This window comes from Mesorhizobium sp. WSM4898 (assembly GCF_029625845.1).
In the GTDB taxonomy this organism is placed as follows: Bacteria; Pseudomonadota; Alphaproteobacteria; order Rhizobiales; family Rhizobiaceae; genus Mesorhizobium.
The window spans coordinates 55,001-68,676 of the sequence record NZ_JARTVQ010000006.1 but is presented as its reverse complement, the minus strand read 5'-3'; the positions used below and the strand labels follow the sequence as shown (position 1 = coordinate 68,676).

Below are 13,676 nucleotides of genomic sequence, written 5' to 3'. Positions count from 1 at the left end.
TCTCGAAATTCGCCAGTTTCGACTCGTCCTGACGTGAATTCCATCGAAGTCCCGAGCCCATGATCAACCTGCCCCGCGACCGCATGGACCAAGTCGTCAAGCGTTTCGACATGCTCGAAGCGCAGATGTCGGCAGGGCCGACGGCCGATGCCTACGTCAAAATGGCTTCCGAATATGCCGATATCCAGGAGATGGTGGGCAAGATCCGGGCGCTGCGCGCCGCCGAGCAGGAACAGGCCGACCTCGAAGCGATGCTCGCCGACAAGAACATCGACGCCGAGATGCGGGCGCTGGCCGAGGCCGACCTGCCGGAGGTTAAGGAGCGCATCGAGGTGCTGCAGAAGGATATCCAGATTCTGCTCCTGCCCAAGGATGCCGCCGACGACAGGAACGCCATCCTCGAAATCCGTGCCGGCACCGGCGGCGACGAGGCGGCCCTGTTCGCCGGCGATCTGTTTCGCATGTATGAGCGCTACGCCGCCTCGCGCGGCTGGCGTTTCGAGGTCGTTTCGGCGAGCGAAGGCGAAGTCGGCGGCTACAAGGAAATCATCGCCTCGGTGTCGGGCAAGGGCGTGTTCGCGCAGCTGAAATTCGAATCCGGCGTGCATCGCGTGCAGCGCGTGCCGGAAACCGAGGCCGGCGGGCGGATCCATACCTCGGCGGCGACGGTCGCCGTACTGCCCGAGGCCGAGGAGGTCGATATCGATATCCGGGCAGAGGACATCCGCATCGACACGATGCGCGCGTCCGGCTCCGGCGGGCAGCACGTCAACACCACCGATTCGGCGGTGCGCATCACGCATCTGCCGACGGGCATCATGGTGGTGCAGGCGGAAAAGTCGCAGCACCAGAACCGGGCGCGGGCCATGCAGATTTTACGGGCGCGGCTCTATGACCTGGAACGCAGCCGCGCGGACGAGGAGCGCTCGTCGTCGCGAAAATCGCAGGTCGGCTCGGGCGATCGCTCGGAGCGCATCCGCACCTACAATTTCCCGCAGGGACGCGTCACCGACCACCGCATCAACCTCACCCTTTACAAGCTCGACCGGGTGATGATGGGCGAGCTCGACGAGGTGATCGACGCGCTGATCGCCGACCATCAGTCGAAGCTGCTCGCCGACATGGGTATTGATGGCTGATCCTTTGCCCTCGGCACTTCGACCGCTGCTGCACGCGGCGAGGGAGCGGCTCGCTGCCGCCGGCATTGCCGATCCGGCGCTCGATTCCAGGCTGATCGTCGAGCATTTTTCCGAAACCACGCGCACCCAGACTATCGCGGAGCCGGGCCGAACGGTGGATTCTGCGGCTCTTGCGGCAATCGAGGCGGCCCTGAGGCGTCGCGTCGCAGGTGAGCCGGTGCATCGCATTCTCGGCTATCGCGAGTTCTATGGGCTGCGGCTGTCGCTGTCGCCGGACACGCTGGAGCCGCGCCCCGATACCGAGACGCTGGTCGACGCGATCCTGCCCTTCGCCAAGTCGACGGCCGAAAGGCTTGGCCAGTGCCGTATCCTCGATCTCGGCACCGGAACCGGCGCAATCGCGCTGGCGCTGCTTAGCGCGATTCCGGCGGCGACCGCGACCGGCGTCGATATTTCACCCGGCGCGCTGGCGACAGCTACGCGAAACGCCGCGGATCTGGGGCTCGGCGGGCGCTTCAAGGCCTTGCATTCCAACTGGTTCGAAAAAGTTTCGGGCCGATACCATTTAATTGCCGCGAATCCACCCTATATACCCAGTCGAGACATTGGAAATCTGCAGGACGAGGTCCGCGATTTCGATCCACGCCAGGCCCTCGATGGCGGTGTGGACGGGCTGATCCCCTATAGGATCATCGCCGGAGAGGCGGAAGGATTTCTGGAAGCGCAGGGCAAGGTAGCGGTCGAGATCGGCCATACGCAGCAAAGCGAGGTGACCGCAATCTTCGCGGCAGCCGGCTACAGGCTGTCGGAGGCGCGACGCGATCTTGGCGGAAACGACAGGGTTCTGGTGTTTGAGCGTTGAAAGCCCTGATGCAGTGCGAAAAAACGCTTGGCAATATTAGGGAATGCAGCTAGGTTCCGGCTTAACCGGATGAGACGAAGCAGGCAGTGCTCTTAGCGATTCGGTTTTCCTTGGAAATAGCTGCCTCCTTGCGCAAACGACGCCCATGCTTCGTGCGGGAATCGTCCGGCAAGTGATGTAACCGGAACAGGATGGCACGTGGCGCCAACGCAATCGATGCGGGCGAACGCCGGTGAAAAAACGAAACGGTCGGCTGCATGAGCGCCACCGTTCGCGACGAGTTTTAGAAAATTCACATGAAGAGAGTCGAATGAGGCCACAACAGCAGAACAGGCGCATGCGCGGTCGCAACAACAATGGCGGCGGTGGCAACAACAACCGCAAGGGGCCCAATCCCCTGACGCGCAACTATGAGAGCAACGGTCCGGACGTGAAGATCCGCGGATCGGCTCAGCAGATCGCCGAAAAATATGCCGCACTCGCCCGTGACGCGCAAAGCTCCGGCGACCGGGTGATGGCGGAGAACTATCTCCAGCACGCCGAGCACTACAATCGCATCATCGCGGCCGCGCAGGCGCAGATGCCCATCCAGAACGCCCAGCAGAACCGCGACGACTTCGATGACGACGTCGATGAGGATCGCGACGAGTTCGACACGGTCGGCAACGCAAATGCCGGCGAGTCGCAGGCCGCCGCGAACGGTTCCGGGCCGCAGCCGGTGATCGAAGGCACGCCGGCGGAACTCGCCTACAACCAGGAAAACGGCCGCGACAACAACCGGCGCGACAATAATGGTCGCGACAGGCACCGCGACCGCCGCAATGGCGGCTATGGCCAGTACGGTCAGAATGGTCAGCGCGGCGACAATGGTCAGCGAGAGCGCGGCGAACATGGCGGCCAGCAGATCGATCAGAGCCGCCGCAATGAGGCGCAGGCCAAGCCGGAGGGCTCCGCCGAAGACGGCGTTGCGGCCGAGCAGGCTCCGCTGTTCGACAGCTTCTCGCCTGCGGGCCTTGCTGCCCAGGCCGAGCGCAACGAAGCCGGCACGGACAATGGCGGTGGGCGTCGGCAGAGACGTCCACGTCGCGGTCGCGGCAATGCCGAGCAGGGCCATAGCGCCGAGCAGGGCAATGGCGATGAAAGCAATGCCGGCCGGGCGGACAGCGCCGCCGATGGCGGCAACGTCGCGGACAGCGGCAGCGCGACTGCCGCCAAAGAGGCAAATGCAGCGCCGAGCGAGAACGGCGCCGGTGAGCCGGCAGGCGGTGCCGGCGAGCCGGCAGTCGCCGACGCAGATAGCTGACCGCAGGTCTATTTCCAGGCAATTCGAACGGCGGAGAGGTTTCTCCGCCGTTTCTCGTTGTGCGTGCCTAAAGCACGTCGCCTGAATCCGTTTCAGCGCGACGCGCTTTCGTTTCCTTGCATGGCGGTAATTTGTGCGCTAATACTGAACCATATGGTTCAGTATATCAAGACCCGCCTCGATGCTTCATTCGCCGCGCTCTCGGATGCGACCCGACGCGGCGTGCTGGAGCAGCTCGGCCGTGCGGACGCTTCGATCACGGAACTGGCCGAGCAGTTCCACATGACCCTTACGGGCATGAAGAAGCACGTCGGTGTCTTGGAGCAAGCGGGGCTCGTCAGCACGGAAAAGGTCGGGCGTGTGCGGACCTGCAAGCTCGGCCTGCGCGGGCTGGAGCAAGAGGCGGCATGGATCGAGAGGTACAGCCAGCTCTGGGACGCACGCTTCGACGGGTTGGACAAGGTGGTCGAGGAACTGAAACGAAAGGAGAAGGTCGATGGACGCAAGCAAAGCGAGTGAGGCCACACCGATGCAGAACCGCACGACTGTGGAACGGACGTCGGACCGCGAGCTCGTCGTCACGCGAACCTTCAACGCTCCGGCGCGCATCGTGTTCGAGGCGTGGACCAAGCCTGAGCTGTTCAAGCAGTGGTGGGCGCCGAAGTCGATGGGAATGGTGCTGCGTTCCTGCGAGATGGATGTCCGTGTCGGGGGCAGGTACCGTTTGGCGTTCGGCCACGATGGCTCAAACCTTGACGAGTTCTTCGGCAGGTACATCGAAGTGACACCGCAGTCGCGCCTCGTCTGGACCAATGAGGAAGGCGGTGAGGGTGGACCCGTCACGACGGTGACCTTCGAGGAAAAAGGTGGCAAGACGCTGCTGGTCCTGCACGAGCTCTATCCCTCGAAGGAGGCTCTCGACGCTGCCGGCACCGGTGCGGCGGAGGCGATGGGCGAGACGTTCGGGCAACTGGACGAGCTTCTCGTCACCCTGGGCGCGAGCGGTGGACGATCATGAAGCCGTCGATGTCGCGCGTCACGCAGCCGCAGCATTTAAGCCCTTGTTTTAATGCCTAATATTCGCCCAAAACCGCTGCGCGCTTCGGGCGACCAGGCCCTAGAATATTCTGCGCTGACCGAGATCAGGGCGTCTTGAGAGACCTGAGCTGATACACCATATCTCGGCTGAACAGGACTCGGCTCGAATGAGCGGGTCCGTCACCGCAATCTGATCCGGTGCCGCAAAGCGGGCCGGTGATGGAAGGAGACATACATGAATACGGAGAAATATTCCGAGCGCGTGCGCGGTTTCATCCAGTCCGCGCAGACCATGGCGCTCTCGCGCAACCACCAGCAATTCACTCCCGAACATATGCTCAAGGTGCTCGTCGATGATGACGAGGGCCTTGCCGCGTCTCTGATCGAGCGCGCCGGCGGCAGCATTCGCGACGTGAAGCTCGGCGTCGAGGCGGCGTTGGAGGCTATGCCCAAGGTCGAAGGCGGCAACGGCCAGCTCTATCTCGCCCAGCCGCTTGCCAAGGTGTTTTCGACCGCAGAGGAACTGGCCAAGAAGGCCGGCGACAGCTTCGTTACCGTGGAGCGGCTGCTGCAGGCGCTCGCCATGGAGAAGTCGGCGAAGACCGCCGACATCCTGGCCAAGGCCGGTGTCACCGCGCAGGCGCTGAACCAGGTTATCAACGATGTCCGCAAGGGCCGCACCGCCGATTCGGCCAGTGCCGAGCAGGGCTACGACGCGCTGAAGAAATACGCCCGCGACCTGACCGCGGATGCGCGGGCGGGCAAGCTCGACCCGGTCATCGGCCGCGACGACGAGATCCGCCGCACCATCCAGGTGCTGTCGCGCCGCACCAAGAACAATCCCGTGCTGATCGGCGAGCCCGGCGTCGGCAAGACGGCGATCGCCGAAGGCCTGGCGCTGCGCATCGTCAATGGCGACGTGCCGGAATCGCTGAAGGACAAGCGGCTGATGGCGCTCGACATGGGCGCGCTGATTGCCGGCGCCAAGTATCGCGGCGAGTTCGAGGAGCGGCTGAAGGCCGTGCTGTCGGAAGTCACTTCCGCCGCAGGCGGCATCATTCTGTTCATCGACGAGATGCACACACTGGTCGGTGCCGGCAAGGCCGATGGCGCGATGGACGCCTCGAACCTTTTGAAGCCTGCGCTGGCGCGCGGCGAGCTGCACTGCGTCGGTGCGACTACGCTCGACGAATACCGCAAGCATGTCGAGAAGGACGCGGCGCTCGCCCGCCGCTTCCAGCCCGTTTTCGTCGACGAGCCGACGGTCGAGGACACTGTCTCGATCCTGCGCGGCTTGAAGGAGAAATACGAGCAGCACCACAAGGTGCGCATCTCCGATTCGGCGCTGGTTTCGGCCGCGACGCTTTCCAACCGCTACATCGCTGACCGTTTCCTGCCGGACAAGGCGATCGACCTGGTGGACGAAGCCGCATCGCGGTTGAGGATGCAGGTCGATTCCAAGCCCGAGGCGCTGGATGAGATCGACCGCCGCATCATGCAGCTCAAGATCGAACGCGAGGCGCTGAAGGTCGAGAAGGATGACGCCTCTAAGGACCGGCTGACCAAGCTGGAGAAGGATCTGGCCGACCTCGAGGAGCAGTCGACCGAGCTGACCGCCAAGTGGCAGGCCGAAAAGCACAAGCTCGGCCTTGCCGCCGACCTGAAGAAGCAGCTCGACGAGATGCGCAACGAGCTGGCGATTGCCCAGCGCAAGGGCGAGTTCCAGCGCGCCGGCGAGCTTGCCTACGGCAAGATCCCGGAGCTGGAGAAGAAGCTCAAGGAAGCCGAAGCCCAGGACGGTAAGGCCGGCATGGTGGAAGAGGTGGTCACGCCTGACCACGTCGCCCATGTCGTGTCACGCTGGACCGGCATTCCGGTCGACAAGATGCTTGAGGGACAGCGCGAGAAGCTGTTGCGTATGGAGGACGAGATCGGCAAGCGCGTCGTCGGCCAGGGCGAGGCGGTGCAGGCGGTCTCCAAGGCCGTGCGGCGCGCCCGTGCGGGTCTGCAGGATCCGAACCGGCCGATCGGCTCGTTCATGTTCCTGGGTCCGACCGGCGTCGGCAAGACGGAGCTCACCAAGGCGCTCGCCGCCTTCCTGTTTGACGACGAGAGCGCCATGGTGCGCATCGACATGTCGGAGTTCATGGAGAAGCACTCGGTCGCCCGGCTGATCGGCGCGCCTCCCGGCTATGTCGGCTATGAGGAGGGCGGCGCGCTCACCGAAGCGGTGCGGCGCCGGCCCTACCAGGTCGTGCTGTTCGACGAGATCGAGAAGGCGCATCCGGACGTGTTCAACGTGCTGCTCCAGGTGCTCGACGACGGCCGGTTGACCGACGGTCAGGGCCGCACGGTCGACTTCCGCAACACGCTGATCATCATGACGTCGAATCTCGGCGCCGAATATCTGGTCAATCTCCGCGACGACCAGGACGTCGATGCCGTGCGCGACGAGGTGATGGGCGTGGTGAGAGCCTCGTTCCGTCCGGAGTTCCTCAACCGCGTCGACGAGGTGATCCTGTTCCACCGGCTGCGCCGCCAGGATATGGACCGCATCGTCGAGATTCAGCTCAAGCGGCTGGAGAACCTGCTTGTCGATCGCAAGATCACGCTGTCGCTCGATCACGATGCGATCGAGTGGCTGGCCGGCAAGGGCTACGATCCGGCCTATGGCGCCAGGCCGCTGAAGCGGGTGATGCAGAAGGAACTGCAGGATCCGCTGGCGGAGAAGATCCTGCTCGGCGAAATCCTCGACGGCTCGACCGTCAAGGTCACCGCCGGTTCCGATCGCCTGAACTTCCGTTCGAAGCCGACGGTGGTGGCGGCTGAAGCCGCCGCCTGAGTCGAGCCGGGGCATGTGACCGGAGCCATTCCAGGAAAAGCGCTTGGCGGTTTTCCGTCCGAATTGCGCAACAAGGATACGAGGAGCGCGTCGCATCCGGCAGGGGCGGCGCGCTCTTGCTTTTCCACAGCGCCCTGCTGCAGAACCGGGCTTGATTGCGGTTCCCGGAGGCCGATTCCAATGAAGCTCGAGGACTATAACGGCTTCTGCGCCACGCTGCCCGCCACGACCCATGTCGTGCAATGGGGCGGGGCTCACGTCTGGAAGGTCGGCGGCAAGGTGTTCGCGATCGGCGGCCATGACCGGGAAGGCGAGGTCTTCGTTACCTTCAAATGCTCCGACATGGCCTTTGACGTGCTGAAGGAACAGCCGGGCTGTCGGCCCGCGCCCTATCTCGCGTCGCGCGGCATGAAATGGATCCAGCGCCAGACAAGCCAAAGCGTGGATGATGCCGCGCTGAAGGACTACCTGCGCGAAAGCCACCGCCTGGTCGTGCTGAAGCTGACGAAACTGGCGCGCAGCGAATTGGGGCTGCACTGACATTCGGTTGGGGACCATGGTGAAACGCCGGAAATCCGCCATCTTCATGCCCGGTTCATATTGGAACCTTAGTTTTGGTAACTGGTTTGCTGGCGAAGGGTTCGCCCAGCAAGACCGAGCCGACCGGAGAGCCTGACCCACATGCTGCGCACGATCTTTTCCCTTTCGGCACTCGCGGCCGGGCTGGCGGCTTCCGGCGCGCTCGCAGCGCCGAGTCTGGAAGGCGCGCAGAAGACGGTTCGGTCCGCTCAGCACGGCGCGCTCCTGCTCGCCCAGGACGGCAATATCGACATCTACTACGATGCCAGGGGCAACCGGGTGCTTGTCGATGCCGATACCGGAAAGGTGATCGCCATCCAGCCGCCGCAGACCCGGCTCGATCGCCGGGCGCTGCGCCGTCAGCTGCGGATGCAGGAGCTCGGGCGTGCGCCCGTCGAGGACGACGACCGTTATTATCTCGACGATCCCGACGACATGGCCCGCTTCCGCCGCAGGCAGCTGGACGAGAACGGCCGGTATATCCCGCCGCCGGTCGACGACTACGATTCCAACAGCGGCAATTCCGTCGAGGCCTATCCGCCGGCGCCGAGCGACGAAGGGTATGCCACAACCTATCCGGAGGCGCCAAGGTCGGACACCATCAAGCGCGAGCCGCTGAACGAAGCATCGATCGAACCGCACCCTGGGCAGGGGGACGTGCTGCAACTCAATCCGGAGACCCAGGCCGCGCTGCCGCCGGACACGGGCGGCAAGGCGACCGTCGATCCGTCGCTTTCGCTCGGCGTGCGCCAGGACGTGGCCGAACTCCAAGTGCTGCTCGACCGCGCCGGCGCCTCGCCGGGAGTCATCGACGGCCGCTTCGGCTCGAATGTCGACAAGGCCCTGGCCGCCTACAACCAGATCACCGGCAGCAATCTGAAATCGACCGACTCGGCCGCCATTAAGGCGGCGCTCGCCCAGTCGGGGGGCGACGCCTTCGCCTCCTACACGATCACGCCCGAGGACGTGGCCGGACCCTATGTCGCCTCGATCCCGGAAGATTACAGCCAGAAGGCCAAGCTCGACCGCATGGGTTACACCTCGGTCACCGAGGCGCTCGCCGAGCGCTTCCACATGGACGAAGGCTATCTGAAGTCGATCAACAAAGGCCTCGACTTCAACCGTCCCGGGACCATCATCAAGGTCGCCAATTTCGGCCAGTTGGTGTCGACGCCGGTTGCCCGCATCGTCGCCGATAAGGACAAGAAGGAAGTTTTCGCTTATGACGCGGGCGGCAAGCTGGTCGCGGCCTATCCGGCCACCATCGGTTCGGCCGACACACCGTCGCCCACCGGCATCCACACCGTGTCGCGCATCGCGCTCGATCCCAATTACACCTATAATCCCAGCATCAATTTCAAGCAGGGCCAGAACGACAAGATCCTGACCATCCCGCCGGGGCCGAACGGTCCGGTCGGCTCGGTCTGGATCGCGCTGGACAAGCCGACCTACGGCATCCACGGCACGCCCGATCCTTCCAAGATCGGCAAGACCGAAAGCCACGGCTGCGTGCGCCTGACCAACTGGGATGCGCGAGAGCTCGCCAAGCTGGTGTCGCCGGGCGTGACGGTCGAGTTCGTCGGCGGGTCTTCAGTCGATGATTTTGCGCAGCAATGAGCCGCGCAGGGCGGTTGCATATCCGCTGCATCGCCAGTGAACCCACGCTGAGCAGCGGGTGATGAGGCATAGGCTGGCTCTTCCCCTTCTGGAATGACGGGCCGGAACCTACCACGCGACGGCTCGTTTGCATTTACGATGGCTACCTTCCTGGCCATGCCGTCAGACCAAACTGGTTTCAGAACTGCAATCTTCTGGCTCGTTGTTACCGATAGGCCGGAGAGCTAAGCAGGTTTTCATGCCTTCCTCGAGTGAAGCCACAGCCGATTCGCTTTCGACCGCGACGCGCGCGAACGGCACCTTTTGCCCGCAGACGCAGCGCAAGTTCGTGCTGGTCGCGGCAATCCTGGCCTCGGCGCTCGGCTTCATCGACGGTTCGATCCTGGCGATCGCCATGCCGGCCTTGCGCGTCGATCTCGGCGCCAGCCTGGCGGAAGCGCAATGGATCTCCAACGCCTATGCGCTGACGCTTTCGGCGCTTATTCTGGCCGGTGGTGCCGCCGGCGACCGATTCGGCCTCAGGCGCGCATTCGTGACCGGCATCGCGCTCTTCATCGCAGCATCGCTCGCCTGCGCGCTGGCGCCCAATCCGGCAATTCTGATCGCGTTCCGCGCCATCCAGGGCATTGGCGCCGCCATCATGGTGCCGGGCAGCCTCGCCATCATCGCCAAGGCCTACCCCAAAAAGGAGCGTGGCCGGGCGATCGGCATCTGGGCCGCGGCCTCGGCGCTGACCACGGCGCTCGGGCCGGTGCTCGGCGGCTTCGTGCTGTCGACTTTCGGCAACGGCGTCTGGCGCACGATCTTTGCCGTCAACCTGCCGCTCGGACTGGTTTCGATCTATCTGCTGCTCGCCAAGATACCGGCGGACCAGCCGACCGAAAAGCGCAGCCTCGACCTCGGGGGCGCCGCGCTCGCCACGCTCGCCTTCGGGGCGCTGGCCTATGGGCTGACGGCGATGAACGCCGAGGGCGGCGGGATAATGGCCGGGCCGGCGATCGTCGGCGGCGTCGTCCTGCTTTTCATTTTCATTCTCTATGAGCGCTGGCAGCGCGAGCCGATGATCGATCTCGGCCTGTTTCGCATCGGGGCCTTCGCCGGCGCCAATCTCGCGACCTTCTTCCTCTATTTCGCGCTGTCGGCGAACCTGTTCTACCTGCCCATGGTTCTGATCGCGGGCTGGGGACTGAGTTCGGCCGAGGTCGGCTTCATCTTCCTGCCGCTGTCGGCATTGATCGCGCTGCTGTCGGGGCCGGTCGGCCAGTGGTCCGACAAGATCGGCCCGCGCCTGCCGATCGCCGCCGGCAGCTTGGTCGTCGCCATCGCCTTTGCCGGCATGGCCCTGCTCGCCCATGCCGGGATCCACAATTTCTGGACCGGGACCTTTCCGCTGATGGCGGTGATGGGGCTCGGCATGGCGCTCGTCGTGTCGCCGCTGTCGACGGCGATCATGACCTCCGTCGAGGACAAGGACACGGGCGCGGCATCCGGCATCAACAATGCCGTCTCGCGCGTCGGCGGCCTGATCGCGGTGGCGGCGATGGGCTCGCTCGCGGCTTTCGTCTATGCGCGAACGACCGGCAGCCCTGCCGGCATGCCCGGTTTCGGCGAACCGCCGGCGTCCGGGCTCGCGGCCAATCTCGACGCGTTGAGGATTGCGGCAAGCGATTCCGCCTTTGCCGCGGTCGCCGCCGTCACGACGCTGCTTTGCCTGCTATCGTCGATCCTCGCCTGGCTCACCGTGCCCGGACAGGCGCTGCCCTGGCCACGGCAGACGGGCGATTCGCCGGATTAGTTGGGAAGCTGCGAATCGGTCTTGGCGCTGGCGACCTTCAGCGAATTTCCGTCTTCCTGCTTGAGCAGGTCGTCGATACGCTCGCGCTCGCGCTTGAAGGCAACGAGATCGTCGCCCTTCAGCACCTTGCCGACCGGCAGGCGGACGCGCATCGGGTCGACCTTGGTGCCGTTGACGATCAGCTCGTAGTGGAGGTGCGGGCCGGTGGCGAGGCCGGTCTGGCCGAGATAGCCGATGACCTGGCCCTGACGCACGCGCACGCCCGGCTCGATCCCTTTGGCGAAAGCGCTCTGGTGATTGTAGGAGGTCTCGTAGCCATTGGCGTGGCGGATGATGATCTGCTTGCCGTAGCCGCCGGCCCAGCCGACCTTTTCGACAACACCGTTGCCGGCGGCGATGATAGGCGTGCCGATGGGCGCGGCCCAATCGACGCCGGTGTGCATGCGCACATATCCCAGAATCGGGTGCCGGCGCGCGCCGAAACCGGAGCGGAACTTGCCGGCGGGCAGCGGATTGCGCAGCAGGAATTGCTCGGCGCTCGACCCGTTCTCGTCGAAATAGTCGGTGCCGCCGTCCTGCATCTGGAAGCGGTAGAAATTGCGCGTCTGGCCGCCGAAGGTGGCTGAGACGTAGAGAAGCTCCGAATTGTCGGAGGTCTGGTCATCATCGTCGGGCTGAGAGAACAGGACCTCGAGACGGTCCGACGGCGAAAGCCGCGACTGGAAATCGACGTCCGAGGCAAGAAGCTTGATCAGCTTCTGGGTCATCGATTTCGACATGCCATAGGAATAGGCGGCTCGATAGATGCCGTCATAGACGTTGGGCAGGTTGCCGCGCACCACCACCGGCTGCGAATCGTCGAACGCCGTCAGCAATTCGGGATTAGGCTCCGGCTCCTGCGCCGGCACGAACTGTCCGCGATCGTCGAGCGCGATGGTCACGATATGCGTGGTGCGGTCGTAAACGCTGGTGCGGACCACCTTGGCGACGTCGCCGCGCACCTCCAGACCGACGCGCAGCACCGTTCCGGCCTTGAGCGCCGTCGCGTTCAAGAGCTTGCCGATCGCTTCCGACATGCCGGTGGCGTCATCGCCGGTGTAGCCCGAATCAGCGAAGGCCTCGGCGATGTCGGTGTCCTCGGTGAAAGGGATGATTTCCTCGGCGAAGGCCGGCGTCTGGTCGTCCGGCGTGGCGCGCGGCGCCACCGAGACGTTCTCCGGCGTGATCTTGACGTCGTAGGAACCCGCCATGCTCTCGGCGAAGGCGTCGCCGAAGCGCTGCGGGTCGACATAATGAAGCGCCGCAACCTGGACGGCGCCGTCGCTCAGGCCGTTGCCGGCTTCGCGCACCACCTTTTCCACCTCGTCGGCGGAGAGGTCGCTCCTTTCGTCGAAAGATGCCGTCTCGATCGGAAAGTCGACCGTCTTCAGGCTCATCTCGCTTTCGACCTTGGCGCCATAGATCTGGCCGGCGACCGCCGTGGCGGAAGCCGGCTGAGCGTTGTCGTCGCCGTCGTCGCCAAAGACCTGCATCGGGTCGAATGGCGGGTAAGGACGGCTGGTGGTGTGGCCGGCCGCGAGCGCCATCTTGATCTGCACGAACGGCATGGTGTGGATGACGTCGCGGTCGCCGACCTTGGTGACCATCGATACTTCCATGCGCCGGCGGTCCTTGGCCCTGGCGATCTGGCGCGGCGCGACCAGCCTTGTCGTCTTGGCCTGCTCGCCGGAATCGTCGCCGCCGCTGGCGAGGTTGATGAGCTCGGCGATTTCAGGCGGCGTCGCCAGCTGCTGGCGACCGTCAAGGGCCACGAACAAGGCCACGCCCATCAGCACGCTCGAGGTCACCCCGGTCAGGAATGTGCCCGAAAGCCAACGTGCCGAAACCTCGCGGCGGTCAGGCGGACCGCTGCGGCCGTCCGCGATCAGCGGCGGCTCGTTGCCGAGTTCGGCTATGACATCTTCCGTGTCTGGCATCCAGAAAGGCTGCTTCTTCCCCGGGCGAAACGGCTTGTCGTTGTTCGTTGCGGCCATGACATTTGCCTGTCGCAGCCAGTGAAGTCAAACGAAGCGGCAAGCCGGGGCCGATATCCCCAATCACACGTCTCTTAGAAACGCGGCTCTTGTCGTCTGCGGTCGAGGCGCTCACGCGTACGCGGGCGCCTTGCTTGTATGTCCGGTGTCCGACCTCAATGCGGCGGCAATAGGGCTTGGTGCGGACGGCTGCGGACGTGGCGCAGAGGCGGTTGGCTGGCGAAACATAGCCGTCGAAAAATTTGTCGCAAAAAATTCAAAAAAGTTCGAAATCGGTGTTGACGGTTCGAGTAACCCCCGACTATATACGCCTCACCAACGAGGGCGGCGCGCCGCTGGCGGCCGAGAAGTTCGCTTCTCAATCTGCCCTCTGTGAAATTCAAGAGAGCCGCGTGAGCGACACTCGAAGGGCCCCGAAGCGGCAAGCGAAAGGGGCCGGGACATCGCGTCTGCGGTGTCGGTTCTTTG

General features: G+C 64.3%; 10 protein-coding genes. 9 read left to right on the top strand and 1 reads right to left on the bottom strand.

The window, feature by feature from the left end; genetic code table 11:
- Positions 1–59 precede the first annotated feature (59 nt).
- From prfA to P9228_RS23215, 9 genes are all read left to right on the top strand, one after another.
- Positions 60–1,139, top strand: a complete 1,080-nt coding sequence (prfA, locus tag P9228_RS23255) for a peptide chain release factor 1 (RefSeq protein WP_127216785.1) — start codon at positions 60–62, stop codon at positions 1,137–1,139.
- Positions 1,132–2,001, top strand: coding sequence for a peptide chain release factor N(5)-glutamine methyltransferase (prmC, locus tag P9228_RS23250; RefSeq protein ID WP_278055899.1), 870 nt, complete (start codon positions 1,132–1,134; stop codon positions 1,999–2,001). The genes prfA and prmC overlap by 8 nt, the downstream gene beginning before the upstream one ends.
- 337 nt (positions 2,002–2,338) lie before the next feature.
- Positions 2,339–3,304 (top strand): DUF4167 domain-containing protein, encoded by a 966-nt coding sequence (locus tag P9228_RS23245; RefSeq protein ID WP_278055898.1) that lies wholly within the window; start codon positions 2,339–2,341, stop codon positions 3,302–3,304.
- Positions 3,305–3,457: 153 nt separating this feature from the next.
- Positions 3,458–3,823 carry a metalloregulator ArsR/SmtB family transcription factor gene (locus P9228_RS23240; RefSeq protein WP_067319638.1) on the top strand — a complete coding sequence of 122 codons (366 nt, stop codon included), beginning with the start codon at positions 3,458–3,460 and terminating at the stop codon, positions 3,821–3,823.
- Complete coding sequence (locus P9228_RS23235) at positions 3,801–4,322, top strand: SRPBCC family protein (protein WP_245307350.1); 522 nt, start codon at positions 3,801–3,803, stop codon at positions 4,320–4,322. Before P9228_RS23240 ends, P9228_RS23235 begins: the two co-directional genes overlap by 23 nt.
- A 255-nt stretch (positions 4,323–4,577) precedes the next feature.
- Positions 4,578–7,184 (top strand): ATP-dependent chaperone ClpB, encoded by a 2,607-nt coding sequence (gene clpB, locus P9228_RS23230; RefSeq protein ID WP_067319047.1) that lies wholly within the window; start codon positions 4,578–4,580, stop codon positions 7,182–7,184.
- A 180-nt stretch (positions 7,185–7,364) separates the two neighbouring features.
- Positions 7,365–7,724 carry an MmcQ/YjbR family DNA-binding protein gene (locus P9228_RS23225; RefSeq protein ID WP_066990072.1) on the top strand — a complete coding sequence of 120 codons (360 nt, stop codon included), beginning with the start codon at positions 7,365–7,367 and terminating at the stop codon, positions 7,722–7,724.
- A gap of 141 nt (positions 7,725–7,865) precedes the next feature.
- Positions 7,866–9,380, top strand: a complete 1,515-nt coding sequence (locus P9228_RS23220; protein WP_278055896.1) for a L,D-transpeptidase family protein — start codon at positions 7,866–7,868, stop codon at positions 9,378–9,380.
- A gap of 238 nt (positions 9,381–9,618) precedes the next feature.
- Entirely contained in the window at positions 9,619–11,175 is a 1,557-nt protein-coding gene (locus P9228_RS23215) for an MFS transporter (protein ID WP_278055894.1), read from the top strand.
- Here the strand turns inward: P9228_RS23215 and P9228_RS23210 are convergent.
- Positions 11,172–13,151 (bottom strand): M23 family metallopeptidase, encoded by a 1,980-nt coding sequence (locus P9228_RS23210; RefSeq protein ID WP_278056001.1) that lies wholly within the window; start codon positions 13,149–13,151, stop codon positions 11,172–11,174. The genes P9228_RS23215 and P9228_RS23210 overlap by 4 nt on opposite strands.
- Positions 13,152–13,676: the final 525 nt, after the last annotated feature.